This is a genomic window from Spirillospora sp. NPDC000708, assembly GCF_040299565.1.
GTDB lineage: Bacteria > Actinomycetota > Actinomycetes > Streptosporangiales > Streptosporangiaceae > Spirillospora.
The window spans coordinates 1-24,971 of record NZ_JBEPCJ010000043.1; the positions used below are offsets into that span (position 1 = coordinate 1).

25 protein-coding genes are annotated in these 24,971 nt (G+C 72.3%); 15 read left to right on the plus strand and 10 right to left on the minus strand.

Going from position 1 to position 24,971, the window contains the following annotated elements:
- Window positions 1-254 precede the first annotated feature (254 nt).
- The 3 genes from ABT299_RS27685 to ABT299_RS27695 all read right to left on the minus strand — a co-directional run bounded on the left by ABT299_RS27685 (window position 255) and on the right by ABT299_RS27695 (window position 2,939).
- Entirely contained in the window at window positions 255-1,529 is a 1,275-nt protein-coding gene (locus tag ABT299_RS27685; protein ID WP_500252496.1) for an HNH endonuclease signature motif containing protein, read from the minus strand.
- A gap of 415 nt (window positions 1,530-1,944) precedes the next feature.
- Window positions 1,945-2,127, minus strand: coding sequence for a DUF397 domain-containing protein (locus ABT299_RS27690; protein ID WP_500252497.1), 183 nt, complete (start codon window positions 2,125-2,127; stop codon window positions 1,945-1,947).
- Window positions 2,124-2,939, minus strand: coding sequence for a helix-turn-helix domain-containing protein (locus tag ABT299_RS27695; RefSeq protein ID WP_387024002.1), 816 nt, complete (start codon window positions 2,937-2,939; stop codon window positions 2,124-2,126). The genes ABT299_RS27690 and ABT299_RS27695 overlap by 4 nt, the downstream gene beginning before the upstream one ends.
- Window positions 2,940-3,088: 149 nt before the next feature.
- Between ABT299_RS27695 and ABT299_RS27700 the strand changes: the two genes are divergently transcribed.
- Complete coding sequence (locus ABT299_RS27700) at window positions 3,089-3,502, plus strand: ATP-binding protein (protein ID WP_500252498.1); 414 nt, start codon at window positions 3,089-3,091, stop codon at window positions 3,500-3,502.
- A gap of 250 nt (window positions 3,503-3,752) precedes the next feature.
- Window positions 3,753-6,518: an aconitate hydratase gene (locus ABT299_RS27705; RefSeq protein ID WP_500252499.1), complete on the plus strand. Its 2,766-nt coding sequence runs from the start codon at window positions 3,753-3,755 to the stop codon at window positions 6,516-6,518.
- A 49-nt stretch (window positions 6,519-6,567) separates the two neighbouring features.
- On the opposite strand, the gene ABT299_RS27710 is transcribed toward ABT299_RS27705, so the two are convergent.
- Window positions 6,568-7,245, minus strand: coding sequence for a TMEM175 family protein (locus ABT299_RS27710; RefSeq protein ID WP_190857488.1), 678 nt, complete (start codon window positions 7,243-7,245; stop codon window positions 6,568-6,570).
- An 85-nt stretch (window positions 7,246-7,330) separates the two neighbouring features.
- Entirely contained in the window at window positions 7,331-8,050 is a 720-nt protein-coding gene (locus ABT299_RS27715) for an SDR family oxidoreductase (RefSeq protein WP_500252500.1), read from the minus strand.
- A gap of 86 nt (window positions 8,051-8,136) precedes the next feature.
- Here ABT299_RS27715 and ABT299_RS27720 point away from each other — a divergent pair, with 86 nt between their 5' ends.
- The 10 genes from ABT299_RS27720 to ABT299_RS27765 all read left to right on the plus strand — a co-directional run bounded on the left by ABT299_RS27720 (window position 8,137) and on the right by ABT299_RS27765 (window position 17,949).
- Entirely contained in the window at window positions 8,137-8,745 is a 609-nt protein-coding gene (locus ABT299_RS27720) for a TetR/AcrR family transcriptional regulator (RefSeq protein ID WP_387023994.1), read from the plus strand.
- Window positions 8,746-9,011: 266 nt separating this feature from the next.
- On the plus strand, window positions 9,012-10,118 hold the full coding sequence (locus ABT299_RS27725) for an exonuclease/endonuclease/phosphatase family protein (protein ID WP_500252501.1): 1,107 nt from the start codon (window positions 9,012-9,014) through the stop codon (window positions 10,116-10,118).
- Window positions 10,115-11,065 carry a DUF6772 family protein gene (locus ABT299_RS27730; protein WP_500252502.1) on the plus strand — a complete coding sequence of 317 codons (951 nt, stop codon included), beginning with the start codon at window positions 10,115-10,117 and terminating at the stop codon, window positions 11,063-11,065. The genes ABT299_RS27725 and ABT299_RS27730 overlap by 4 nt, the downstream gene beginning before the upstream one ends.
- A 14-nt stretch (window positions 11,066-11,079) precedes the next feature.
- A complete protein-coding gene (locus ABT299_RS27735) occupies window positions 11,080-11,430 on the plus strand; it encodes a hypothetical protein (RefSeq protein ID WP_387023991.1) in 351 nt (116 codons plus the stop codon).
- 12 nt (window positions 11,431-11,442) lie between these two features.
- Complete coding sequence (locus ABT299_RS27740) at window positions 11,443-12,960, plus strand: ABC transporter substrate-binding protein (RefSeq protein WP_500252503.1); 1,518 nt, start codon at window positions 11,443-11,445, stop codon at window positions 12,958-12,960.
- Window positions 12,957-14,039 carry a LacI family DNA-binding transcriptional regulator gene (locus ABT299_RS27745; RefSeq protein ID WP_190857473.1) on the plus strand — a complete coding sequence of 361 codons (1,083 nt, stop codon included), beginning with the start codon at window positions 12,957-12,959 and terminating at the stop codon, window positions 14,037-14,039. Before ABT299_RS27740 ends, ABT299_RS27745 begins: the two co-directional genes overlap by 4 nt.
- Window positions 14,039-14,965 (plus strand): ABC transporter permease, encoded by a 927-nt coding sequence (locus tag ABT299_RS27750; RefSeq protein WP_190857471.1) that lies wholly within the window; start codon window positions 14,039-14,041, stop codon window positions 14,963-14,965. Before ABT299_RS27745 ends, ABT299_RS27750 begins: the two co-directional genes overlap by 1 nt.
- A gap of 13 nt (window positions 14,966-14,978) precedes the next feature.
- The gene (locus ABT299_RS27755) at window positions 14,979-15,866 is read left to right on the plus strand and encodes an ABC transporter permease (protein ID WP_500252504.1); all 888 of its coding nucleotides are present in this window, start codon (window positions 14,979-14,981) and stop codon (window positions 15,864-15,866) included.
- Between the two features lie 11 nt (window positions 15,867-15,877).
- Window positions 15,878-16,915 carry an ABC transporter ATP-binding protein gene (locus ABT299_RS27760; RefSeq protein WP_500252505.1) on the plus strand — a complete coding sequence of 346 codons (1,038 nt, stop codon included), beginning with the start codon at window positions 15,878-15,880 and terminating at the stop codon, window positions 16,913-16,915.
- A complete protein-coding gene (locus ABT299_RS27765; protein WP_500252506.1) occupies window positions 16,912-17,949 on the plus strand; it encodes an ABC transporter ATP-binding protein in 1,038 nt (345 codons plus the stop codon). Before ABT299_RS27760 ends, ABT299_RS27765 begins: the two co-directional genes overlap by 4 nt.
- A 6-nt stretch (window positions 17,950-17,955) precedes the next feature.
- On the opposite strand, the gene ABT299_RS27770 is transcribed toward ABT299_RS27765, so the two are convergent.
- The gene (locus tag ABT299_RS27770) at window positions 17,956-18,546 is read right to left on the minus strand and encodes a LysE family translocator (RefSeq protein ID WP_500252507.1); all 591 of its coding nucleotides are present in this window, start codon (window positions 18,544-18,546) and stop codon (window positions 17,956-17,958) included.
- Between the two features lie 103 nt (window positions 18,547-18,649).
- Between ABT299_RS27770 and ABT299_RS27775 the strand changes: the two genes are divergently transcribed.
- The 3 genes from ABT299_RS27775 to mug are packed head-to-tail and all read left to right on the plus strand — an operon-like array spanning window position 18,650 to window position 20,949.
- Entirely contained in the window at window positions 18,650-19,588 is a 939-nt protein-coding gene (locus ABT299_RS27775) for an aldo/keto reductase (RefSeq protein ID WP_500252508.1), read from the plus strand.
- 45 nt (window positions 19,589-19,633) lie between these two features.
- A complete protein-coding gene (locus ABT299_RS27780) occupies window positions 19,634-20,353 on the plus strand; it encodes a sulfite exporter TauE/SafE family protein (RefSeq protein WP_500252509.1) in 720 nt (239 codons plus the stop codon).
- Window positions 20,353-20,949 carry a G/U mismatch-specific DNA glycosylase gene (gene mug, locus ABT299_RS27785; RefSeq protein ID WP_190857458.1) on the plus strand — a complete coding sequence of 199 codons (597 nt, stop codon included), beginning with the start codon at window positions 20,353-20,355 and terminating at the stop codon, window positions 20,947-20,949. Before ABT299_RS27780 ends, mug begins: the two co-directional genes overlap by 1 nt.
- Here mug and ABT299_RS27790 read toward each other — a convergent pair.
- From ABT299_RS27790 to ABT299_RS27805, 4 genes are all read right to left on the minus strand, one after another.
- Window positions 20,903-21,346 (minus strand): ASCH domain-containing protein, encoded by a 444-nt coding sequence (locus ABT299_RS27790; protein ID WP_190857456.1) that lies wholly within the window; start codon window positions 21,344-21,346, stop codon window positions 20,903-20,905. The genes mug and ABT299_RS27790 overlap by 47 nt on opposite strands.
- A gap of 340 nt (window positions 21,347-21,686) precedes the next feature.
- Entirely contained in the window at window positions 21,687-22,553 is an 867-nt protein-coding gene (locus ABT299_RS27795; RefSeq protein ID WP_190857454.1) for a carbohydrate ABC transporter permease, read from the minus strand.
- Window positions 22,550-23,470: a carbohydrate ABC transporter permease gene (locus ABT299_RS27800; protein WP_347256737.1), complete on the minus strand. Its 921-nt coding sequence runs from the start codon at window positions 23,468-23,470 to the stop codon at window positions 22,550-22,552. The genes ABT299_RS27795 and ABT299_RS27800 overlap by 4 nt, the downstream gene beginning before the upstream one ends.
- A complete protein-coding gene (locus ABT299_RS27805; protein ID WP_241755669.1) occupies window positions 23,467-24,774 on the minus strand; it encodes an ABC transporter substrate-binding protein in 1,308 nt (435 codons plus the stop codon). The genes ABT299_RS27800 and ABT299_RS27805 overlap by 4 nt, the downstream gene beginning before the upstream one ends.
- Between the last annotated feature and the right edge of the window lie 197 nt (window positions 24,775-24,971).

Genomic DNA, 24,971 nt, shown 5'->3' on the forward strand with positions numbered 1-24,971 from the left:
CCACCAACCCCCGCGGGCCCCTGGGGCTCCCTTTCGCTTTCCCCCCCACCCCCCTTTTAGGGGGCGGCGGGGCGGGCCGGGGGGCGGGGGGGGGGGCCCGCCCCCCCCCCCCCCGCCCCCGGGTCGCGCCACCCCACCACCCCCCTCCGTACGCGTGTTCTGTTCCAGGTGGATTGGGGCATGCCGGAGCCGCCCGGGATCCGGATGGGATCCGGGCGGGCCCGGGTAGCCGGACGGTCGTACTGGTGGGCGGGTTATGCAGCCCAGTCGAGCGCCGGATCAGGCGGCCCGATGTCACTCGGTGGCGAATGGCCTCCCGAAGATGGTCGGGCGCCGGGTGGCGGCAGCAGCCGGTAGACGTAGCGTCCGTCCTGATCTTTGGTGATCTGGATCTGGTCGGGGTTGGTGTGCTTGAAGCGGTTGTGCCATCCGCAGGCGAGTGCGAGTTGGTCGATGTCGGTGGGCGATTCCCCGAGTGCCCAGCCGTGCACGTGGTCGACCTCGCACAACGTCCCCGGCACCTCGCATCCCCGTACTGCGCATGACGGATACAGCGTCTCGAGGACCTGCCGTTGCGCCGAGGAGGCGAACCGTTCGCGCCAGCCCAGATACAGCGGGGTGTTCCCCTTCCCGAGGAGAAGGGGCGACACCCCGGCCGAGAGGGCGATGCGGCGGGCCTGAGCGGCGGGGATCGGGGTGCCGTCGGTGAGGCGGGCGGGGGCGTTGCCGCCGGTGAGGGTGTCCAGGTCGCAGATGACGGTGACCTTGGATGCCTTGTGCCCACCGGATAGGACGCTGGAAAGGGCCGCTGCTGTCCGCTCGGCGAGGTCGCGGCGGTCGTCGGGTCCGGCCGGCTTGGCCAGGGGCGCGAGTGTGCCGTCCCAGATCGCGGCGTCCTCGGGGTTCAGCCAGCCCTTGACGTAGCGGCCGCCGTCCAGGGACCGAGTGGTGGTGATCCACGACTTGTCGTAGCCGCGCTTGGTGTCCTCGTCGGGAGCGCTTTCGGTGTCGTCGCGTTGGGCGATCAGGTCGCGGATGCGGCGCCCGAACGCGGCGACCTTCCCGGCCGAGAAGCCCTGATCGGCCATCTCCAGCAGGGTGGTCTCGGCCTGGGCGCAGTCGGTGTCATCGAGGCGCGCGACCGAGTCGGCGATGGTGACGGCGTAACCGTGCGACAGCTCCCCGGCCGCGAGCCGCTCGGCCACTTGCGGGAGGCGATGACGCTGCCGCGCCAGCACCAGACGCTCTTTCACTCGATTGTCGCGCATGCCCAGCCGGGAGCGAAGCCATGCTTGGGTGGAGGGATATCCCCACCGGGCCTGCTCGGCGGTGGCATCAACGCGGCCGATGAATCCGGCGAGTGCGCCTTCCTGCATATCGCAGGCGGCCACGAGGTTTTCGGTGAGTTCCAGGCACGCAGCCGCCGATTCGGGGGCATCCCGTTTGGCGAGTTCAGTGGCGATGGTCGAGAGCGCGTTCACCAGTTCCATGGTGGACGCGGCTCCAAGCTCGATCGTCACTGAATGCATACCTAGATAATACCCGCCGTGACCGACAATCGCATCTTGAATTCAGCGCTTCAACGCGGATACTTTTCGGTATCTGAATGGCGACTATTTGCGCCGCACCGTCGGTTGCCGCGTTTGTTGGAACACGCGTACGGAGGGGGTGGTGGGGTGGCGCGACCCGGGGCGGGGCAGGCGGAGCCTGCCCCCAACATCTGCCTAGGGGCCGCAGAGGCTCCAAAGTCAAGGGTGGACGAAGTCCATCGCGTAGCGACGCCGAAGGCGCCCTTGACTTTGGAGGGGCGGCCCCGTACGCAAGCGCCACCCCACCACCCGAACACCCATTCCTGCGGGCGAATTCGCCACGGTATGCCGACTAGTCGCTCTTCCAGACCCGGCAACGGCCTAACCCGGCGTAGCCTCGCTCAAAACGCCGACGTCACCGCTGCTTCAGCCGAGCGAGCAACACGTCCAGGCCATCACGGCTGATGTTGATGTGACCGCCACCGGGATTCTTGCTGTCGCGGACGCCGATCGTCCCGCCGAGATCGGCCAACTCGACGCAGTTGTCGCCCTGCGAGCTGCTGTAGCTGCTCTTGCGCCACCCGGGGTGAGCTCTCATGACTTCCATGCTTCGTCTGCAATCTCCCTGATCAGCGCAGCCGACAAGTCAGCCGGAAGCGCGTAGGTGGCGATGTCCGCGAACCGCTCGTTCAGGCGTTCAACGTCGGAGCGCCCATCGAGGATCCTTCCCTGCGGCTCGGATGCAGCGTAGGCGATACGTGAGTCTCCCGGCAGGGTGGCGACGACGAATGCCCCCGAGTTCCCCGGGTGCGGTGCGCCGTCGGGAATGACCTGAACGGACAGGCGCGGCGACACCGCGTCGGCGAGGTGATGCAGTTGCTCGTACATCACGGCCATCGTGCCGACGCGTGACCGCAGGACCCGCTCTGGGAGCAGGTAGATCAGTCGCGGTGGCAGCGGTTGCTCGCGGGACAGGACTCCTTGCCGTGCCATTCGCGCTTGGACGCCGTTCTGGTCGCCGTACAAGAGCACGTCTGCATAGCTCGGCGTCTGCAACAAGCCGTAGATCACGAGCGGCTCGTAGGCGCGCAGGGTCTCAGCCTGCCCTTCGTATTCGGGCCAGTCGGCGAACCACGCCGGATAAGCGGCGCTGCGGCCGTCGAAGAGGCCGTCGTGGAGGTGGGCGAGAGCGTCGCGGGTGTCGAGGACGCGGTCGCAGTCCTCGGCGAATCCGCGGTCGCAGGCGGACTCGCCGCGCTCGATCTCTCCGATGGTGGACGGGGCGTAGGGGATCAGTGCGGCGAGTTGCGCGAGGGACAGGTCCGCGAGGGTCCTGTAGCGGCGCACCTCCGAGCCGAAAAGATCCAGTGGGCCGCGTGACGGCGTGAGGCGCTTCGGGCGTTGCGGCATGTCCACCTCCAGTGATGACCGTGCGATGACCGGTGATGTACGCGAAGTCACGTCGATGCCCGCCGCCTCGGGCTTCGTCTCTCCGAAGCATCGCCGCGGGGAGACGCTTCGGTCACAGGAATTCATGGAGTCTTCCGAGGTGAACCGGTATGTCCGCTATGGCGCTCGCGCCCGAAGGTCCGCGCACGATCGTCCTCGAACCGACCGTCCACGCGCCCTTGCTCGCGCGGCGGTTCCTCGCCGAGCAGTTCGCGGGGTGGGGGATCGAGGACGACCATCTCGGCCGGCTGGTCGTCTGCGAGTTGGTCACCAACGCCTGGCGGCATGGCGAGGGGCCGATCGTCGTCCGGTTGTACCTGGACGAGCGGGACGGGCGGCCGGTGGTGGAGGTGTGGGACTCGGGCGCGGGCCGCCCGGTCGTCCGGCCGCCCGACGACGGGGCGGTGTGCGGGCGCGGGCTTCTGCTGGTCGCCGGGTTCGTGCGGGGGTGCTGGGGCGTCCGGCCGCTGAACGAGGGGGGCAAGGCGGTGTGGGCGAAACTGCCGCGGGCCGAGGGCGAGTAGCTTGATGTCGAGATAAATTGGATGTATCTTGACATCAAGAAAAAACCTGCGGAAGTTAGGCGGACCCGGTTCTCGGTCAAGGGCTTGACTAGGGCAGGATCAAGGTAGACGAGCACACCCGCCTCGCCGCGCGCCGCGCCGCCCGACCCGCGCCGGCCGCGAGGGCGGGCGCACATTGAACATCACGATGAACGTCGCCGCGCGGTCATGTCCCGGACCGGACGCGCGGCGTGCGACGGAGGAGGAGTCCGTGTCCGCGAACAGCTTCGGCAGCCTGAGCAAGCTGCAGGTGGGCGGCAAGTCGTACGACATCTACCGGCTGGACGCCGTCGAGGGCTCGGCCCGTCTCCCGTACAGCCTGAAGGTGCTGCTGGAGAACCTGCTGCGCACCGAGGACGGCGCGAACGTCACCGCCGAGCACATCCGCGCGCTGGCCCAGTGGGACGCCAAGGCCAAGCCGAGCAAGGAGATCCAGTTCACCCCGGCCCGGGTGATCATGCAGGACTTCACCGGCGTGCCGTGCGTGGTGGACCTGGCGACGATGCGCGAGGCCGTGCGGGACCTGGGCGGCGACCCGACGAAGATCAACCCGCTGGCGCCCGCCGAGATGGTCATCGACCACTCCGTCATCGTGGAGTACTTCGGCTCGCCGCAGGCGTTCGAGCGCAACGTGCAGGTCGAGTACGAGCGCAACAAGGAGCGCTACCAGTTCCTGCGCTGGGGGCAGACGGCGTTCGACGAGTTCAAGGTGGTGCCGCCGGGGACGGGCATCGTCCACCAGGTGAACATCGAGCACCTGGCCCGCGTGGTGTTCGACCGCGACGGCGTCGCCTACCCCGACACCTGCGTGGGCACCGACTCCCACACCACGATGGAGAACGGCATCGGCGTGCTCGGCTGGGGCGTCGGCGGCATCGAGGCGGAGGCCGCGATGCTCGGCCAGCCGATCTCCATGCTGATCCCGCGCGTGGTCGGCTTCAAGCTGACCGGCGAGCTGCCCGCCGGCACCACCGCGACGGACCTGGTGCTCACCATCACCGAGATGCTGCGCGAGCACGGCGTCGTCGGCAAGTTCGTGGAGTTCTACGGCGAGGGCGTGCACGCGCTGCCGCTCGCCAACCGCGCCACGATCGGCAACATGAGCCCCGAGTTCGGCTCCACCTGCGCGATCTTCCCGATCGACGACGAGACGCTGAACTACCTGCGCCTCACCGGCCGCAGCGATGAGCAGGTCGCGCTCGTCGAGGCCTACGCCAAGGAGCAGGGCATGTGGCTCGACCCGTCGGTCGAGCCGGAGTTCTCCGAGTACCTCGAGCTGGACCTGTCGACGGTCGTGCCGTCGCTGGCCGGCCCGAAGCGCCCGCAGGACCGCATCTCGCTGTCGGACGCCAAGCAGACCTGGCGCCGCGACGTGCAGAACTACGTCAAGGTCGCGCTGGGCCCGGCGGACGAGGCGTCCGCCGAGTCCTTCCCCGCCTCCGACTCCCCGGCCGTCGGCCACGACGGCGCTGGCGACAAGCCGCGCCACGTGGACGCGAACGGCTCGGGCCGCCCGCACAAGCCGGTGCCGGTCACGCTGGAGGACGGCACGAAGTTCGAGCTCGACCACGGCCACGTCGCGGTCGCCGCCATCACGTCCTGCACCAACACCTCGAACCCGTACGTGATGATCGGCGCGGCGCTGCTGGCGAAGAAGGCCGTCGAGAAGGGCCTGACCCGCAAGCCGTGGGTGAAGACCTCGCTGGCGCCCGGCTCGCAGGTCGTCACCGACTACTACGAGCGCGCCGGCCTCACCCCGTACCTCGACAAGATCGGCTTCAACCTGGTCGGGTACGGCTGCACCACCTGCATCGGCAACACCGGCCCGCTGCAGCCGGAGATCTCCAAGGCCGTCAACGACAACGACCTGGCGGTCACCGCGGTGCTGTCCGGCAACCGCAACTTCGAGGGCCGCATCAGCCCCGACGTGAAGATGAACTACCTGGCGTCCCCGCCGCTGGTCATCGCCTACGCGCTGGCCGGGACGATGGACATCGACATCCTCAACGACCCGATCGCCGAGGGCACCGACGGCCCGGTCTACCTGCGCGACATCTGGCCGGCCGCCGAGGAGGTCGCCGAGATCGTCGAGTCGTCGATCGGCAAGGAGATGTTCACCAAGGACTACGCCGACGTCTTCAAGGGCGACGAGCGCTGGCGCGGCCTCGACATCCCGACCGGCGACCTGTTCGAGTGGGACGACGCGTCCACCTACGTCCGCAAGGCGCCGTACTTCGACGGGATGGGCGCCGAGCCGGAGCCGGTCTCCGACATCCACGGCGCCCGGGTGCTCGCCAAGCTCGGCGACTCGGTCACCACCGACCACATCTCGCCCGCCGGGTCCATCAAGGCCGGCACGCCCGCCGCGCAGTACCTGCAGGACAACGGCGTCGCGGTGAAGGACTTCAACTCCTACGGCTCGCGCCGCGGCAACCACGAGGTGATGATCCGCGGCACGTTCGCCAACATCCGGCTGCGCAACCAGCTGCTGGACGACGTGGAGGGCGGCTACACCCGCGACTTCACGCAGGACGGCGCGCCGCAGGCGTTCATCTACGACGCCGCGCAGAACTACGCCGCGCAGGGCACCCCGCTGGTGGTGCTGGCGGGCAAGGAGTACGGCTCCGGCTCGTCCCGCGACTGGGCCGCGAAGGGCACCGCGCTGCTCGGCGTCCGCGCCGTCATCGCGCAGTCGTACGAGCGCATCCACCGCTCGAACCTGATCGGCCTCGGCGTCCTCCCGCTGCAGTTCAAGGAGGGCGACTCCGCCGAGTCCCTCGGCCTGACCGGCACCGAGACGTTCGACATCACCGGCGTCACGGCGCTCAACGAGGGCGGCGTCCCGAGCGAGGTGACGGTGAAGGCGGACGGCAAGGAGTTCACGGTCGACGTCCGCATCGACACCCCCGGTGAGGCGGACTACTACCGCAACGGCGGCATCCTGCAGTACGTCCTGCGGAACCTCATCCGCAAGTAAGGACCGCCGAGAAACGGGCCGTCTCCCCGCGCGGGGAGGCGGCCCGTCGTCATTCGCCGGAGGCGGCGGGGATGCGGGTGCGGGTGGCGGGCGCGCGGCGTCCGACGATGAAGTACAGGACGATCGCGGCGCTGAGCACCAGCGAGCCGGTCGGGCTGAGCAGGGCGATCGCCGCGGCGACCGCGTAGCCGACCGGGCCCAGCAGGGACCGGGCGCGGGCGCGCCGCGCTTCGTCGCGCGCCCGCGGGTGCATCAGCTCGGGGCGGCGGCACAGGTGGTTCCAGAACAGGGTGAACCACAGCGACGCCGCCGCCATGGACACCGAGTAGAAGACCGCCGCGGCGGGCGCGTCGCCCCTGCCGAGGTGGTCGCCGAGGGTGGCCGCCGGCAGGGGCAGGAACGCGATCGTCGCGAGCATGCCGAGGTTGAGGAACAGCAGCCCGCGGTCCACCTTCCGCACCTGGTGGAACAGGTTGTGGTGGTGGATCCAGGCGATCCCGATGATGAGGAACGAGACCGCGTAGGCGTCCAGCGCGGGCCATTCGTGCCGCAGCCCCGACCAGACGCCCTCGTCCGCGGCCGGCGGCCGGACGTCGAGGATCAGCAGGGTCGCCGCGATCGCGAAGACGCCGTCGCTGAGCGCCCGCAGCCGGTCGGGGGAGATGTGCTGCTCGTCGTCCTCCCCCGGTGCGGCTGCGGGCGGATCGGTGGGGAAGTCGGCGGCCACGGTCGTCTCCTCGCGCTGTGATCGGCAGGCGACAGAGTAGGGCAGCCGGGACGAACCGGCGAGGGGCGCGGCGTCCGGGAGCCGGTCAGCGGCCGGTCGGCAGGCTGAGGCCGCCGTTGCACTCGATGACCTGGCCGGTGACGAACCCGTTGGCGGCGGCGAGCAGGACGGCCTGCGCGACGTCCTCGGGCCGCCCCACCCGGCCGACCGGCAGCGCGGCGGCGTGCTGGGCGAACATCGCGTCCCGCTGCTCGGCGGGCATGCCGTCCCACCACGGCGTCTCGATGACGCCGGGGGAGACGGCGTTGACGCGCAGCGGCGCCAGCTCGGTCGCGAGCGGCCGCACCATCGCCTCCAGCGCGCCGTTGATCGCGGCGAGGCCGGCGGTGCCGGGCAGCGCCGCGCGGGCGGACGAGGCGGTGATGAAGGTGACCGAGCCGTCCTCGGTGAGCCGCGGCAGCGCCGCCTGGACGATCCGCAGGTGCAGCCAGAACTTCGCCTCGAAGCCGTGGCGGAGGTCGCCGAGGTCCAGCGTGGCGAACGGGCCGGCGCCCGATCCGCCGCTCAGCGCGAGGACCAGGTGGTCGTAGCGGGTGTCCTCGGCGAAGAACGCGGTCACCTCGTCGTGCGAGGAGGCGTCGACGCGGCGGGCGGTGAGGCCGCCCGCGGCGGCCTTGGCGAGGCGCTCCTCGTCCCGGCCGGTGATCACGACGTCGGCGCCCTGGCCGGCGAACAGCTCGGCGGTGGCCGCGCCGATGCCCGAGGTGCCGCCGAAGACGAGGGTGCGCTTTCCGGTGAGCGACATGGCCGGCTCCTTTTATTGTCGAGACCTTCTGTCTCGACAAGTATTCATCGAGACCGGCGGTCTCGTCAAATGGGTAGGGTGGTGCCATGAGTGACAGCCGACGGCCGCACACCGGGCGGCGCCGCAACGAGGCCGCGCGGCGCGCGATCCTCGACGTCGCCGTGGACCTGCTCGCCCGCGACGACGGCGTCCCCGTCACGATCGACTCGCTCGCCGCGGCCGCCGGCGTCGGCAAGCAGACGATCTACCGCTGGTGGCCGTCCAAGGGCGCGGTGCTGCTGGAGGCGATGGCCGAGCGCGCGGGCGCCGACATCCCCGTGCCCGACACCGGCACGCTCCGCGGCGACCTCGAGGGCTTCCTGGCCGCGACGTTCCGCGGCGCCGGCCAGCGGCTCACCGCGTCCGTCCTGCGCAACTCGATGGCCGAGGCGCAGCGCGACCCGCACGCGCGCGAGCACATGCGCGCGTTCGTCGAGTCGCGGCGCCGCGTGCTGACCGGGCTGCTGGAGCGGGCGCGCGACCGCGGCGAGATCGCGGCCGGCGCCGACCTCGCCCTGATGGTCGACCAGGTCTACGGCGTGCTCTGGTACCGCGTCCTCGTCGGGCACGAGCCGCTCGGCGACGCGCAGGCCGCCGAGTTGGCCCGCGCCCTGTCCGACCAGGCGGCCGCCCGCCTCGACGGCGAGGCCCGCTGAGCATGGCCCGCTGAGCATGGCCCGCTGGCCAGGGGCCCGCTGAGCATGGCCCGCTGAGCCGGGTCTGCCGGCCCGGGGCCGGTGACGCGCGGGACCGCCGCGTCCGGTCCGGCCGCCGTGCACGGGCGTGCTGTTCGCTCGTGCGGAGAGCCGGGCCGTTTTCGTTTCCGCTCTTGACATGACGGTGGCTGTACATCGATGGTGTGTGAACGATCACGTGAACGTTAATGTGACGCAGCCGACACCACCGGAAGGCCCCCGTCAGCATGAGGACCCCCCGTCCCCCCGCCCGCCCGGCCGCCGCGCTCGCCGCGGCCGCGTGCGCCGTCGCGGTGCTCGCCCCAGCGGCGGCCGCGCAGGCCGCCGCGCCGGGCCGGCACCCGCGCGGCTTCGATCTGCGGATCGCCACCTACAACACGTGCGGGCACGGCTGCCTGCCGACCGAGCAGGAGTGCGTCGACACGATCGGCCGCGACTGCGCGACCAAGCTGGCCCCCTGGGCGGACGGCCGCGCCGCGAAGGTCGCCGACGACATCGTCCGCGCCCGCGCCGGCGTCGTCGTCACGCAGGAGATCGGCAACAACCCCACCCCGACCCAGCCGGGCGTGGACGTCGAGTCGTTCCGCGCGCCGCTGACCGCGGCGATGCGGGCGCGCGGCTACGCCGAGGCGCCCGCCGACTACGCCGGAACGCGCAACCCCTGGTACGGCTACCCGCTCAAGTCGGGCGCGGGCCGGTTCACCTACTACGACGCCCGCCGGTTCTCCGACAAGGACGAGCGCGGCCGGGCCCTCCCGCACGACCTGCTGTGGCTGCCCGACTCCACCGAGATCTACGGCAAGACGATGACGTGGAACGTGCTGCGCGAGCGCCGCACCGGCACCCGCTTCGTCGTCGTCGACATGCACCTGGAGTACCGCAAGAACGGCGCGACCGACCCCAACGGCTGGACGAAGAACTGGGACCAGGTCCGCTACGCCGACGCCACCCGCACCGTGCAATACCTCACCCGCGACAACGCGTCCACGCGGCGGCTGCCGATCGTGTTCGCGGGCGACATGAACTCCGCCTCGAAGGAGGACGGCGCCAGCGCCTACGACGCGTTCGCCGACCTCGGCTACGCCGACTCCTTCGAGGCGGCCCCGGCGAACCGGCGCTCCAACGCCGAGTACGCCTCGTTCAACGGCGGGAAGATCCCGCTGCCGAAGTCGGAGGACAAGATCGACCACATCTTCGTCAAGGCCGGCACGCCCGTCCGGCAGTGGACGCTCGTGCCGCAGACCACCGCGCAGGCCGGCGAGCCGCGCGACCTGCTGCGCAGCGACCACAACCTGGTGAACGCCACCGTGAGGATCGAAGGGGCCGCCCGATGACCGCCGCCGCGAGCGGACGCTCCCTGGCCGCCGAGCTCCGCAAGGCCGACCCCGCGCTGTCCCGGTTCGACCCGCTGGACCGGATCCTCGTCCACGACGACTTCAACACCGGCACGCACGGCTGGATCGAGCTGCTCGGCAACTACGACGGGCACGGGAACCTCGACACCGTCGACGACCACATGCGCGACTTCCGGCCGCCGCAGCTCAGCTCGTGCAACTTCTTCGACATCGGCACGCACGGCGCGATGTCCGGGACGTACGCGCTGAAGGTCGCGACCCGGCCGCTCGCCGGGCACACCGGCGTCGCGATCCGCCGCCTGACGATGGCGGGGCGCGGCCGCGTGCAGTTCGAGGCGTACCTGACGTTCAAGACCGAGGCGGCGTCGGAGGAGAACCAGGCGGCGGCCAAGGCGGGCGCGGGGGAGTGGGACGCGAACCTGCACCCGTCCGAGCAGCAGTTCGGCGCGTTCACCATCGCGACCGACATCTGCGACGGCGTCCGCTACCACTGCGTCGCCCGGTACCTGAACACCGACCTGGACAACAACCTGCGGCGCGAGTGGGTGTACCCGACGGTGCCGGAGCCGACGCCGCGCGAGCACTTCGAGGGCAAGCTGAAGCTGCCGCCGACCGCGGACTTCACCGCCCCCGACCCGGACGACTGGAAGGCGTTCGGCGGGCCGCAGGAGCTCTGCTACAACGAGGTCCCGACCAAGGTCAACTGGCACTACGTGCGGTGGCTGATCGACACGAGCACGCGCTCCAACATCGAGCTGCAGGTCAACGACACCGTCTACGACATGCGCGACGTGCCCGTCCCCCCGTACGACGAGGAGTACGGGTCCCTGCAGAACCTGCTCAACTTCTACGTCTCGGTCAGGACGCACACCGACGTGCGCAACTTCCTGTACCTGGACTCGGTACTGATCTCGGTGGACTGGTGAGGAGCCCCGGCAGCATGCGCGAGTCGTTCACGGCCGTCCTGGAACGCAACCGCACCCTGGCGGGCGAGTTCGCGACGGAACCCTACGAGGCGGCCTGGGCCGCGGAGGCGCGCTGGTTCGTCCGGACGCTGAAGCGGTCCGGTGCCGGCACCCGGCTGCGGGTGACGACCCAGATCTCGCCCGACGGCCTGCACTGGTGCGACCTCGACGCCGGCCGCGAGATCACCGGCGACCTGGAGAGCTGGGAGTCGGCCGGCTTCGGCGGCTGGCTGCGCCTCAAGGGCACCGTCGAGGCGGGGGACGGGCCCGAGCCCGGGACCGGCCCCACCGCCACCGTGATGATCTATCTCGCGCTGAAGAGCTGAGGGAGCGCCGTCATGGACCTGCGAAGGCGCGAGTTCCTCGCGCTGGCCGGCCTGGGCGCCTCCGCCGTGGCGCTCGGCGGCTGCGGCGGGGCGGGCGCGGCCGCGCCGCGCGGGTCGCTGCGCGCCGCGTTCGGGCAGCCGGTCACCGACCTCGACCCGTACAACGCGGGCACCGCGGTGGACGAGGCGTCGCTGATCGTCAAGCGGCTGGTCTTCGACACCCTCGTCCGCCGCGACGCGGCCGGCCGGCTGGTGCCCGGCCTGGCCGCGTCGTGGCGGCGCGAGAACGACACCACCTGGGTGTTCCGGCTGCGGTCCGGTGTGCGCTTCCACGACGGGAGCCCGCTGACGGCCCGCGACGTCGTCGCCTGCCTCGACCGGACGAAGGCGGTGAAGTCGGCGCAGAGCGCGCTGTGGGCGACGGTGAAGTCCGCGCGGGCCGACGACGACACCACGGTCACGTTCGTCACGGACGGGCCGATGGGGACGCTGCCGGTGAACCTGACGCTGCTGTTCATCGTCCCGGCGCGGCTCGTCGCCGACCCGGCGCAGAAGCGCCGCCCCATCGGCTCCGGGCCGTTCCGCGTCACCGGGTTCACCCCGTCCACCGCCGTCGAGCTGGCCCGCTTCGACGGGTACTGGGCGGGGCCCGCGCGGCTGCCGGGCATCTCGATGCCGTTCATCGCCGAGACGTCCAGCGCGATCACCGCGTTGCGCAACGGCGACGTCGACCTGCTGTGGCCCGTCCCGTCCGACCAGCTCGGCGAGGTGAAGGGGAAGCACGGCGTGCGGGTCGCGTCCGTGCCGAGCTGGACGTACTACCTCACCTGGTTCAACTGCGGGCGCAGGCCGTTCACCGACCCGCGCGTCCGGCGGGCCATGGTGCAGGCCCTCGACATGGACGAGATCGTCGGGAAGCTGTTCGGCGCGGGCGCGCGGCGGATGGACGCCCCGATCCCCGCCACGGTGTTCGGCCACGCCGCGCAGCGGCCCTACGCCCACGACCCGGGCGCCGCCCGCAAGGCGCTGCGGGACGCGGGCCTCGGCGACGGGTTCACGACCACGATGATGTGGTTCGACGCCACCGGCCCGCTCGCCCGCGAGCTCGCCCAGTCGATGATCTCGGCGTGGCAGGACGTCGGCGTGACCGTCCGGCCGCAGAGCATCGAGAAGGCCGAGTGGCTGCAGCGCCTCAACGCCCTCGACTGGGACATGGAGCTGCAGACCAACACGGTGACGACCGGGGACGCCGCCTTCACCCTCGGCCGCCTCTACACCTCCAAGGCGAACCGGATGGGCTACAAGAACCCCGCGCTCGACAAGATCCTCGCCGCGGCGGGGCAGGCGGCCGACTCCGGCGACCGGGCCCGGCTGTACGCCGAGGCGTGCAGGATCGTCTGGGACGACGCGGTCGGGGTCTTCCCCGCCGCGCTCACCACCGCCTACGGCCTCGGCTCCGGGATCACCGGGTTCGCCCCGGCCGCGAACAACCAGCCCGACCTGTCCACGGTCACGAGGAGGACGCCATGACGCCGCGCCGCCGGGCCACCCTGCGCGACATCGCCGCCGCGCTCGACCTGTCGGTCAACACCGTGTCCCGCGCCCTCGCCGGCAAGGACGCGGTGAGCGCCGAGACCCGCGAGCGGGTGCGGGCCGAGGCCGACCGGCTCGGGTACGTGCCGAACACGATGGCGCGGTCGCTGGTGCTCCAGAACGCCATGGCGATCGGCCTGGTCATCACCAACCCCTCCAACCCGTTCTACGCCCGGCTCATCAGCGCGATCGAGGAGCGCGGCCGGGTGCACGGCTACTCGCTGATGCTGATGGTCACCGAGGACAGCGCCGAGAACGAGCGGCGCGTCGCCGAGGAGCTGATGCGGTGGGGCGTCGACGGCGTCCTCGCCGTCCCCGTGCAGCACGGCATCGACCACTGGGAGCGGCTCGAGAAGTCCGGCACGCCCGTCCTGCTGCTGAACCGCGACCTGCCCGGCCTGGACGCCGACCTCGTCGGCGTCGACTACTACGACAGCGCCCGCCGCGCCACCGAGCACCTGGTGGACGGCGGCGCGCGCGAGCTGTTCCTCGTCGAGGAGGACCTCGACATCTCGCCGGTCGCCGAGCGGATCCGCGGCTTCCGCGCCGTGCTCGCCGAGCGCGGCATCGAGGTCCGCGACGACCACGTCCTGCGGGTGCCGACCCGCCGCCGGGAGGCCAGCTCGCAGCCCTGGGACCCGATCGACTCCTACGCCATCGGCCGCCGGCTCGCCGACCGGATCGAGCCCGGCTCCGCCGTCCTCGCCGGCAACGACTACTTCGCGCTCGGCCTGTACCGGGCGTTCACCGAGCACGGCCTGTCCATCCCCGGGGACGTCGCCGTCGCCGGGCACGGCGACCACCCGTTCGCCGCGTACCTCGCCCCGCCGCTCACCACCGTCCGGCTGCCCGCCGCGCGCGTCGGCACGACCGCCGTCGACCGGCTGCTGGAGCGGATGGCGGGCGCGCCGCCCGCGGACGTCCCCGGCCGGACGCTGCTGGCCGCCGACCTCGTCGTCCGCTCCTCCACCAACGGCCCCGCGCCCTCGGGCGCACGGAACGGAAGGACGTCCTGATGGGCCGCTTCCTGCTCCGCCGCGCCGGCCAGGCCGTCCTCGTCGCCTGGGGCGCCGTCACGCTGGTGTTCGTGGTCGTGCGGATCGTCCCCGGCGACCCCGCCACCCTCATCCTCGGGCCGGACGCCAGCGCCGACCAGCTCGCCTCCGTCCGCGCCGACTTCGGCCTCGACAAGCCCCTGTGGCGGCAGTACCTCACCCACATGGGCGAGGTGCTGCACGGCGACTTCGGCGACTCCTGGCGGCTCGGCGGCAGCGCGATGAGCGCCACCCTGGACCGCTTCCCCGCGACCCTCGCGCTCGCCGCCCTCGCCCTCGTCATCACCGTCGCCGCCGGGTTCCCCCTCGGCATGCTGTGCGCGCGGCGGCCCGGCCGGATCCTCGACGCGCTCGTGTCCGCCGGCTCCCTCGTCGGGCAGGCCCTGCCGTCGTTCTGGCTCGGCATCGTGCTGATCCTGCTGTTCGCCCGGCAGCTGCACTGGCTGCCCAGCACCGCGGGCGGCGGCCCCGAGGCGGTGATCCTGCCGTCGGTGACGCTCGCGCTGCCGTTCGTCGGGTGGCTCGCCCGGCTCGTCCGCAACGGCGCCCTGGAGGAGATCGGCAAGGACTACGTCCGCACCGCGCGCGCCAAGGGCACCGGCGAGGGCGCCGTGCTGTACGTGCACGTCGCCCGCAACATCGCGCTGCCCGTCGTGACCGTCCTCGGGCTGCTGATGGGCAACTTCATCGCCAACGCCGTCATCGTCGAGGTGGTGTTCTCCTGGCCCGGCCTCGGCTCGCTGATGGTCGACGCCATCACCAACCGCGACTACGCCGTGGTCGAGGCCGCCATCGTCACGATCACCGTCTGCTACATCGCGCTGAACCTCGTCGTCGACGTCCTGTGCGTCGCCCTCGACCCGCGCCTCACCCCGCAGAACGCATGAACGGGAGCACACCATGAGCGCCATCGCCGCCGCGCCCGCGCCGGCCGCCGCCGAGCCCCGCGGGCGCCGCGGGCGCCGGCTGCCGGTGCGGGCGTGGATCGGGCTCGCCGTCGTCGGGCTGTTCGTCCTGGCCGCGCTCCTCGGGCCGGTCCTGACGCCCTACGACCCGGTCGCGACCGACCTGCCGCACCGCCTCCTGCCGCCCGGCTCGCGGCTCGGGGACGGGTCGGTCGCCTGGCTCGGCACCGACCAGCTCGGCCGGGACATGCTCACCACCCTGCTCGCCGGGAGCCGCGTGTCCCTGCTGGTCGCCGCCGCCACCGTCCTCGCCGGCGGGGCCGTCGGGCTCGCCGCCGGGCTCGTCTCCGGCTACTTCGGCGGCTGGGCCGACGCCGTCCTGTCCCGCGTCGGGGACGTCCAGCTGGCGTTCCCGTCGATCCTGCTGGCGATCCTCATCGCCGGGGTCCTCGGCCCGAGCGTCACCAACGTCGTCATCACCCTCGCCGTGACCCGCTGGGTGGTGTTCGCCCGGGTCGTGCGGGCGTCCGCGCTCGCGACCCGGGACCTGGAGTTCGTCGACTCCGCCCGCGTGCTCGGCGCCGGCCACCTGCGGATCCTCCTGCGGCACGTGCTGCCGTCGTGCTGGCAGCCGCTGCTGGTCGCCGCGACCGTCCAGATCGGCCTGGTGATGGTCGCGGAGGCGTCGCTGAGCTTCCTCGGCCTCGGCATCCCGCCCGACCAGGCCTCGTGGGGCGCGACCGTCTCGGCGGGCCGCGACTACCTCGGCTCCGCCTGGTGGATCTCCACGATGCCCGCGATCGCGCTGGCCGCCGTGGTCACCGGAGTCGGCCTCGTCGGCGACGCCTTCCGCGACCTGGCCGACCCCCGGGCCCAGCTCTGAGAGGCACCCCCATGACCATGTCAGCCGTCCACCCCGTCCCCACCCCGCCCGGCGAGGACGCCGCCGCGCAGCTGCGCGACGTCCACATCGGGTTCCGTTCCGGCCGGCACGTCACCCCCGTCGTCCGCGGCGTCTCGCTGCGGCTGCGCCCCGGGCGCGTCCTCGCGCTCGTCGGCGAGTCCGGCAGCGGCAAGAGCCTCACGTCCCTGGCGCTCATCGGGCTCCTTCCGCCCGGCGCCGAGATCACCTCCGGGAGCGTCGTCCTCGGCGACGACGACACCGCCGGCTTCACCGCGCGGCAGTGGCGGGAGGCGCGCGGCAGCCGGGTCGCGATGGTCTTCCAGGACCCGATGGCCGCGCTCAACCCCGGCTTCGCCGTCGGCCCCCAGATCGCCGAGCCGTTCCGCCGGCGGCTCGGCCTGAGCCGCCGGGAGGCGCGCGAGCGGGCCGTCGCGCTGATGCGCGAGGTCGGCATCGCCGACGCCGAGACGCGCTACGGCGACCATCCGCACGAGTTCTCCGGCGGCATGCGGCAGCGCGCCGTGATCGCGATGGCGCTGGCGCTCGGCCCGTCCGTGCTGCTCGCCGACGAGCCCACCACCGCCCTCGACGTGACCGTCCAGGCGCAGATCCTGCGCCTGCTGGCCCGCCGCCAGCGGGAGGCGGGGCTCGCCACGCTGCTGGTCTCGCACGACCTCGGCGTGGTCGCGCGGATGGCCCACGAGGTCGCCGTGATGTACGCCGGGCGGATCGTGGAGCAGGGGCCGCTGGACGCCGTCTACACGCGTCCCGCGCACCCGTACACGCTGGGCCTGCTGCGGGCCATGCCGGACGGGAAGGAGGAGGGCGGCCGCCTGACCCCGATCGCGGGGCTGCCGCCGGATCCGCGGCGCCCGCCCGGCGGCTGCGCCTTCCATCCCCGCTGCCCGTTCGCGACGGACGTGTGCCGGACCGAGGACCCCCCGCTCGCCGAGAGCGGCGGACGGGCCGTCGCCTGCCACCACGCCGACGAGGTGGGCGCCGCCCACGACCCCGAGGAGGACCGATGACGGCGACCGCGCACGGCACCGCGGCACCGGCCGGGGACGCCGACGTCGTCCTGCGGGTCGGCGGCCTGGAGGCCGGCTACCAGCGGCCCGGCCGGCACGGGTTCGGCCGGCGGCGGGTGCCCGTCGTCGCCGGGCTCGACCTGGCGGTCCGGGCGGGCCGGACGCTCGGCGTCGTCGGCGAGTCCGGCTGCGGCAAGTCCACGCTCGCGCGCGCGATCGTGGGGCTGATCCCCGCGTTCGCGGGGACCATCGAATTCGACGGCGCGGACCTCGCGTCGATGCCGCGCCGTCGGCGGCGCCGCGTGAGCCGCGACGTGCAGATGGTGTTCCAGGACCCGTACACCTCGCTGAACCCGCGCATGACCGTCGCCGCGGTCGTCTCGGAGGGGTGGCGGGTCCATTCCGGCATCGTCCCGCGCGACCGCGAGGACGCCGAGGTCGCGCGGCTGCTGGAGCTGGTCGGCCTGCGGCCCGAGCACGCCGCCCGGCGGCTGCACGAGCTGTCCGGCGGGCAGTGCCAGCGCGTCGCCATCGCCCGCGCGCTCGCGCTGCGGCCCCGGCTGATCGTGTGCGACGAGGCGGTGTCGGCGCTGGACGTGTCGGTCCGCGCGCAGATCCTCAACCTGCTGGCGGACCTGCAGTCCGAGCTGGGCGTGGCGTACCTGTTCATCTCCCACGACCTGGACGTCGTCCGGCACATCGCGGACGAGGTCGCGGTGATGTACCTCGGCACCGTCGTCGAGCAGGGCACCGCCGAGCAGGTGTTCGGCGACCCCCGGCATCCGTACACGCGGGCGCTGCTCTCGGCGGTCCCCTCGGTGCGCGACCGGCCGGACGACGCCGCGCGGGAGATCGTCCTGGAGGGGGAGGTGCCGTCGCCGGCGGCGCCGCCGAGCGGGTGCAGGTTCCGGACCCGCTGCTTCATGGCCGCCGAGACGTGCGCGGAGAAGGTGCCGGAGCTGATCGTCCGGGAGGGGGCGGCGCACGCGGTCGCCTGCCACTTCGCGGACGCGGACGCCGGGACGGCGGTCTAGGGCGGTCTAGCGCTCGGTGACGAGGCGCAGCCCGAAGCCGATGAAGGCCAGGCCCGTGATCTGCTGGAGCCGCCGCCTTACGGCCGGGCGCGCCAGGGCGCGGCGCGCCGCGCCCGCTGCGCCCACCACGGCCCCGAGCCACAGCAGGCCCTCGGCGGTGTGGATCGCCGCGAACGCCATGCTCGTCCCGAACACCGGCGCGCCGTGCGGGACGAACTGCGGCATCAGGCTCATGTAGAACACGCCGACCTTCGGGTTCAGCAGGTTGGTGGTGAACCCGGTGCGGAACGCGGCGGGCCCGGAGACCGGCGCGTCCGGCTCGGCGGCGGGCGCGCCGGACCGGCGGCGCGTCCGCCAGAGCGCCTGGGCGCCCAGCCAGAACAGGTAGCAGGCGCCCGCGACGCGCAGCGCGTCGAAGGCGACCCGGGACGCGGCGAGCAGCGCGGTCAGCCCCGCCGCGCTCGCCACCGCCCAGGTCAGGCATCCGGACGCGACCCCGGCCGCCGCGAGGTACCCGGTGCGGCGGCCGGCGGCCACCGTGGTCCGGACGACGAGCATCGTGTCCAGTCCGGGCGTGACGGTGACGACGGCGGCCACCGCGGCAAAGGCAAGACAAGCGGCAAGCATTCGGACATTCTGCCAGGAATGTTCGGGGCCGCCGGGGGAACGGCGGCGGCGCACCCTTTGATTGGATCGGAGCATGGCTGACACCAGGAAGATCGGCGACCTCGACGTCCACCCGCTGTCGCTCGGCGGCAACGTGTTCGGCTGGACGGCGGACCGCGACCACTCGTTCGAGATCCTCGACGCCTTCGCGGCGGCCGGCGGCGACTTCGTCGACACCGCCGACTCGTACATGGCGTCCGCGCCCGGCAACGTGGGCGGCGAGTCCGAGACGATCATCGGCGACTGGATGGCGGAGCGCCGCAACCGCGACGACATCGTAGTGGCGACCAAGGTCGGGCGGCACCCCGGCCGGCGCGGCCTCGCGCCCGCGAACATCCGGGCCGCCGCGGACGACTCGCTGCGGCGGCTCCGCACCGACCGCATCGACCTCTACTACACCCACTTCGACGACCCGTCCGTCCCCGTCGAGGACATCATGGGGACGCTCGACGAGCTGGTCCGCGCGGGCAAGGTCCGCGAGATCGCGGTGTCCAACATCGACCTGGACCGGCTGGAGGCGTCGCTGGAGTTCAGCGAGCGCGAGGGCACGGCCCGCTACGTCGCGATCCAGCCGCACTACAACCTCGTGTCCCGCGACACCTACGAGGGGCCGCGCCGCGACCTCGCCGAGCGGTACGGGCTGGCCTGCGTCCCGTACTACGGCCTGGCGTCGGGGTTCCTGACCGGCAAGTACCGCCCCGGGGCCGAGGTGGACAGCCCGCGCGCCGGCCGGGCGGGGGAGTACCTGAAGACCGAGCGGGGGCGCCGGGTGCTGGCCGCCCTCGACCTGGTCGCCGAGGAGCAGGGCGCGCCCGTCGCGACGGTCGCGCTCGCGTGGCTCGCCGCGCAGCCGACGGTCGCCGCGCCGATCGCGAGCGCCCGCACGCTGGAGCAGCTCCAGCCCATCCTCCAGGCACTTCGGACCACCCTCACCGACGCCCAGCTCGCCGCGCTCACCGACGCGTCCGCCTGATCGGCAATCGCAGATCGGAAAAGTCGGGATGTACCGTTCCATGGCGTGCCACCACCCGACTTCCTGCTGATCGGCGGCCTGGCCGCGCTGCTCGGCGCCATCGTGCAGGGCAGCGTCGGCCTCGGCGTCGGCCTCGTCGCCACCCCCATCGTGACGATGCTGTTCCCGTCCCTGATGCCCGGCTCGATCCTCGTCATCGCGCTCGCCCTCCCGGTCGCCACGCTCGTCCAGGAGGTCCGGCACGTCGAGATGCGGGGCCTCGGCTGGGCGTTCGCCGGACGCCTCGCCGGGACCCCCGCCGGGGCGTGGCTCGTGGCGACCGCCCCGGACCGCGTCCTCGGCATCGCCATCGGCGCCGTCGTCCTCGCCGGGCTCGCCGTGACGACCTGGACGCGGGAGGTGCCGCGCAACCGCCGCACGCTCGCCGTCGCCGGCGCCATCTCCGGCACCACCGCCACCGCGTCCGGCATCGGCGGCCCGCCGATGGCGCTGCTCTACCAGCGCGAGAGCGGCCCCCGCGTCCGCGCCACCCTCGCGGTCTTCTTCATCGCCGGCGCGCTGCTGTCGCTCGGCACCCTCGGCGCCGCCGGGCGCCTCCCGGTCCGGCAGATCACCGCCGGCCTCGCGCTGCTCCCGTTCGTCTACGCCGGCTTCTTCGCCGCGGGCCCGCTGCGCCGCTACCTGGACGCCGGGCGCCTGCGCGTCGCGCTGCTCATCGTCGTCGGGACGTCCGCGACCGTCCTGATCGTCCGTAACCTGATCTGATGCGCCCCACCAAGGCCGACCTCGAGGCCGCCCGCGACCGCCTGATCCCCGACGTCCTGCCCCCGGACGGCGAGCCGCTGCGGGTCCTGTTCAGCGGCATCAACCCGGGCCTGTACTCCGCCGCGACCGGCCACCACTTCGCCCGCCCCGGCAACCGCTTCTGGCCCGCGCTGCACCGCTCCGGCTTCACCGACCGGCTGCTGCACCCGTCCGAGCAGCACCTGCTGCCCGCCTACGGGCTCGGCATCACCAACATCGCGCCGCGCGCCACCGCCCGCGCCGACGAGCTCACCGACGAGGAGCTCCGCGACGGCGGGCGCCGCCTCACCGCGCTCGTCGAGCGGCACGGCCCCGCCTACGTCGCCATCTGCGGCGTCACGGCCTACCGCACCGCGTTCGGGCGCCCCCGCGCCGGGATCGGCCCGCAGGACGAGGCGTTCGGCGCCGCGAAGCTGTGGATCCTGCCCAACCCCAGCGGCCTGAACGCGAGCTGGCAGCTCGACCGCCTCGCCGCCGAGTTCGCCCGCCTCCGCGAGGCCGCCGACGCGCTCAGGACGAGTGGTCGAGCGCCGCGGTCGCCGCGAACATCGTGCTGATCTCGGTGACGAGCGCCGGCTTCGGCTCCCACAGGCCCGGGCTGCGGCCGAGCGCCACGATGGGCCGGGGGAGGGCGCGGACGCCGCCGAGGTGCCAGTGGTGCGCCCCCGGGTCCGCCCACGGACCGCAGTCGCAGGAGCCGCCCCGCGCGGCGGCGGAGCAGACCCCGTCGAGCTCGGCGACGGCGATGACGGCGCCGATCGTGGCGAGCGGGTCGCGCGGGTCCCAGCCGGCCGCCTGGACGAGCGGCGAGTCGCACGCCTTCAGGTCGACGCGCATCGACGCGTGGACGAGGAGCGGGCCGCGGTAGGCGGTCGGCAGGTTCTCGTTCGAGACGGTCTTCCCGCCACGCGCGATCGCGAACGCCCATGGCTGCTGAACGCTCAACGCCTGCACGCGGTCACCTCCTGTCGGCCCGAAGTGTGATCGCGCGGGTCCGGCCGGACGGTCGCCGCCGGTTCGCCGCGCGATGATGCCCGAGAGGCTAGGCGCATCTCCGCCCGATTGCCAATGCGGGAGGCGAGCGGCTCGTGCGTGGCCATTCCGATCCCCTTCGATCACCAATGTGACGCGCGAGGACCGTGCCCGGTTGACGTGCCGGCGGGACGGAAGGGACGTGCCCGTGGGGCGGATGGGGCGTCCGGTGCGACGGATCGGCGCCCGGCGGGGGACCGGGGCGCGGCGAAAAAAAAGGGGCGCCCCGGCCCGATCGCCGGAGCGCCCCGTCCGTCCCGTCTCAGCCCTTCAGGGCGCCCGCCATCAGCCCGCGCATGAAGAACCGCCCGAGCAGCAGGTAGACCAGCAGGGTCGGCAGCGACGCGAGCAGCGCCTCCGCCATCTGCTGGTTGTACTGGACGGCGACCGCGCCCGAACCCGCGGTGTTGTTCAGCATCACCGTGACCGGCCAGCTGTCGGGCGCGCCGAGGAACACCGCGAACAGGAAGTCGTTCCACATCGAGGTGAACTGCCAGATCACCGTCACCGCGAACGCGGGCCCCGACACCGGCACGATGATCGACCAGTACGTACGGATGATGCCGGCGCCGTCGACGCGGGCCGCCTCGATCAGCTCGTCCGGGATCGTCACGTAGTAGTTGCGGAAGATCAGCGTGCAGATCGGGATGCCGTAGACGACGTGCGCGAGGACCAGGCCCCGGATCGTCCCGACCAGCCCCATGTTCGTCAGCAGCCCCGCCAGCGGGATCATCACCGCCTGGTACGGGATGAACATCCCGAACAGGAACAGCGTGAAGACCGCGTCGGCGCCGGGGAAGCGCCACTTCGACAGCACGTACCCGTTCAGCGAGCCGAGCACCGCGGAGATCAGCGAACCGGTCACCGCGATCTTGACGCTGTTCTCCAGGCCGGGCTTGAGGGCGTCCCACGCCGCGCTCCACCCCGACGCGCTCCAGTGGTGCGGCAGGTTCCACGCGCTGCTCGGATCGGCCTCCTGCAGCGGCTTGAAGCTGGTGACGACCAGGACGTACACCGGGATGAGGAACAGGATCACGAACGCCAGCAGCACCACCGGCCGGGCGATCCGCAGGGTGCGGGCCGCCGCGCCGGCGCCCGCCGGCGGCCGGGCCGTGCTCGCCGCGGTCATCGGGTCCGCTCCGCCCGCACCGACCACACCAGGTACGGGATCACCAGGAGCGCCACCGCGAGCAGCAGGTAGGTGGCGATGGTGGCGCCGTTGGCGGGGTCGTGCCGGTCGAAGATCTCCACGTACGTCGCGATGGCCGGGACGTAGGTGATGATCTGCTTGCCGGCGATCGCCATGATCAGGTCGAACACCTTCAGCGAGATGTGCCCGAGGATGATCAGCGCCGACAGCGTCACCGGGCGCAGCTGCGGGAAGACCACGTACCGGTACACCTTCCACTCGGACGCGCCGTCGACGCGCGCGGCCTCCCGCAGCTCCTCGGGGACGCTGCGGAACCCGGCGAGGTACAGGGCCATGACGTAGCCGGACATCTGCCAGATCGCGGGGAGCGCCATCGCGGCCATGCCCCAGTGCGGGTCCTGCCACCAGTCGTTCGCCAGCGCGTTCAGGTGCAGCTTGTCGAACAGCTGGTTGAACCCGACGGCGCGCTGCGGCGGCGCCGGGTTCATCAGCCACCGCCACACCACGCCGCTGGCGATGAACGACACCGCCATGGGGAACAGGTAGACGACCCGGAACGACGCCTCGCCCCGGATCCCCTTGTCCATCAGGAACGCCAGGAACGCGCCGAGCAGGAGGGCGCCGAGCACGAACACGGCGGTGAACAGCAGCGCGTGCTTCACCGCGCCCGGCCAGCTCGGCTCGTGCCACAGGTCGACGAAGTTCTTGCCCTTGTCGAACCCGTACGGCGACACCTCGTCGTGCTTGCCGCTCACCGCCACCCGCGTGTTCCAGAAGATCAGCCCGTAGACGAACAGGCCGATCGCCACGATGGACGGCGAGACCAGCAGCAGACCCGGCAGCCACCTCCTGCTCCGGCGCAGGTTCCAGCGGCGTCCCGTGCGCGCTCCCGTCACTGACCGCTGTTCTTCGCGGCGGCGACGAGCTGGGACTGGAGCTTGCCGACGTCCTTGCTCTGCAGGAACAGGCCCACCGCCGTGTCGATGTCGGTGTGCTGCTTCTTGCTGGCGTTGACGCCGTGCCAGAACGAGCCCGCGAGCTTGGTGGCCGGGTTGTTCCACTGCTCGAACGCGTACTTCAGGTAGCCGGTGCTGTAGAGGCTCTTGTCGGCGTCCTTGCGGGCGGGGACGGAGCCCTTCTTCGGGTTGAAGAGGTCCTGGCCCTCGCGGCTGGACACCTCCTTCAGCCACGCCAGCGCCCCGGCGCGGTGCGGCGCGCCCTTCGGCAGCGTGAAGCTGTCCGACAGCCACAGGTAGGTGCCGTCGGTGCCGGGCGTCGGCGCGTACTTGAAGTCGGTGTCGAGCTTCTTGCCGAGGCCGTTCGGCGCGCTGCCGACGAAGTAGCCGTACGCCCAGTCGCCCATGATGTTGAACGCGGCCTTGCCGTCGACCACGGCCTTCGCGGCGCCCTGCCAGTCGGTGGACGCGGCCTCGGTGGTCGTGTACTTCAGGATCTCGGCGTAGTCGTTGAGCGCCTTCGTCATCGCCGGGGAGCTCCAGTCGGCGCCCGGCTTCCACAGCGCGTTGTAGGCGTCGGTGCCGAGGTCGCCGAGCAGCACGTTCTCCAGCAGGTGGTCGGCGGTCCACTGGGCGCCGAGCGACAGCGGCACCTTCTTCGTCTTCTCCTTGACCGCCTTCAGGTCGGCGATGAACTCCGGGATCGACTTCGGCGCGTCGGAGATGCCGGCGTCCTTCAGGATGCCCGGGTTGTACCAGAGCATGTTGGACCGGTGGATGTTCACCGGCACCGAGTAGATGTGGCCCTTGTAGCTGATCTGCTGCAGGAGCTGCTGGGGGTAGACCGACTTCAGGTTGTTCTCGTCGTAGAAGGAGTCCAGCGGCTCGATCTGCCCGGCCTTGATGTAGTCGAGCAGCTCGGCGCCCGCGTGCCCCTGGAAGGAGTCCGGCGGCTTGCGGTTCTGCAGCCGGCTCGCCAGCACCGCCTGCGCCTGCGTGCCGGACCCGCCGGCGATCGCGGCGTTGACGAACTTCGTGCCGGGATTCTTCTTCTCGAAGTCGGCCTTCATCGCGGCCAGCCCGTCGGCCTCACCTGGACCGGTCCACCACGAGAAGACCTCGACCTGGGACTTGTCGTTGTTGCCCTTCTTGTCATTTCCGCCGCACGCCGACAAGGCGAGAGCACCGGTCATCGCGACGGCCGCGAACGCCGTCCAGCGGTGCCGGGGAGCACGTCCTAGCATCGTCCGTCCCTTCGGTAACCCCCGGGGTAAGCAAGCGTCCGTTCGGGACGTGACCGGGTCAACACCGGGGACGGAAAAGTGATCACTCGGTTACCGGCCGGGGGGGGGGGGGCCGGGCCGCGCCCCCCCCCCCCCCCCGGGCGGAAGGGGGCGGGGCCCCCCCCCCCCCCCCCCCCCGCCCCGGCGCGCGGGGCCCC

Coding starts and splice junctions, on each gene's coding strand:
- ABT299_RS27725 (WP_500252501.1), top strand. CDS start 9,012: ATGAGGACCCCCCGTCCCCCCGCCCGCCCGGCCGCCGCGCTCGCCGCG.
- ABT299_RS27720 (WP_387023994.1), top strand. CDS start 8,137: ATGAGTGACAGCCGACGGCCGCACACCGGGCGGCGCCGCAACGAGGCC.
- ABT299_RS27730 (WP_500252502.1), top strand. CDS start 10,115: ATGACCGCCGCCGCGAGCGGACGCTCCCTGGCCGCCGAGCTCCGCAAG.
- ABT299_RS27775 (WP_500252508.1), top strand. CDS start 18,650: ATGGCTGACACCAGGAAGATCGGCGACCTCGACGTCCACCCGCTGTCG.
- ABT299_RS27695 (WP_387024002.1), bottom strand. CDS start 2,939: ATGCCGCAACGCCCGAAGCGCCTCACGCCGTCACGCGGCCCACTGGAT.
- mug (WP_190857458.1), top strand. CDS start 20,353: ATGCGCCCCACCAAGGCCGACCTCGAGGCCGCCCGCGACCGCCTGATC.
- ABT299_RS27735 (WP_387023991.1), top strand. CDS start 11,080: ATGCGCGAGTCGTTCACGGCCGTCCTGGAACGCAACCGCACCCTGGCG.
- ABT299_RS27755 (WP_500252504.1), top strand. CDS start 14,979: ATGAGCGCCATCGCCGCCGCGCCCGCGCCGGCCGCCGCCGAGCCCCGC.
- ABT299_RS27685 (WP_500252496.1), bottom strand. CDS start 1,529: ATGCATTCAGTGACGATCGAGCTTGGAGCCGCGTCCACCATGGAACTG.
- ABT299_RS27690 (WP_500252497.1), bottom strand. CDS start 2,127: ATGAGAGCTCACCCCGGGTGGCGCAAGAGCAGCTACAGCAGCTCGCAG.
- ABT299_RS27750 (WP_190857471.1), top strand. CDS start 14,039: ATGGGCCGCTTCCTGCTCCGCCGCGCCGGCCAGGCCGTCCTCGTCGCC.
- ABT299_RS27740 (WP_500252503.1), top strand. CDS start 11,443: ATGGACCTGCGAAGGCGCGAGTTCCTCGCGCTGGCCGGCCTGGGCGCC.
- ABT299_RS27700 (WP_500252498.1), top strand. CDS start 3,089: ATGTCCGCTATGGCGCTCGCGCCCGAAGGTCCGCGCACGATCGTCCTC.
- ABT299_RS27805 (WP_241755669.1), bottom strand. CDS start 24,774: ATGCTAGGACGTGCTCCCCGGCACCGCTGGACGGCGTTCGCGGCCGTC.
- ABT299_RS27745 (WP_190857473.1), top strand. CDS start 12,957: ATGACGCCGCGCCGCCGGGCCACCCTGCGCGACATCGCCGCCGCGCTC.
- ABT299_RS27715 (WP_500252500.1), bottom strand. CDS start 8,050: ATGTCGCTCACCGGAAAGCGCACCCTCGTCTTCGGCGGCACCTCGGGC.
- ABT299_RS27765 (WP_500252506.1), top strand. CDS start 16,912: ATGACGGCGACCGCGCACGGCACCGCGGCACCGGCCGGGGACGCCGAC.
- ABT299_RS27760 (WP_500252505.1), top strand. CDS start 15,878: ATGACCATGTCAGCCGTCCACCCCGTCCCCACCCCGCCCGGCGAGGAC.
- ABT299_RS27795 (WP_190857454.1), bottom strand. CDS start 22,553: ATGACCGCGGCGAGCACGGCCCGGCCGCCGGCGGGCGCCGGCGCGGCG.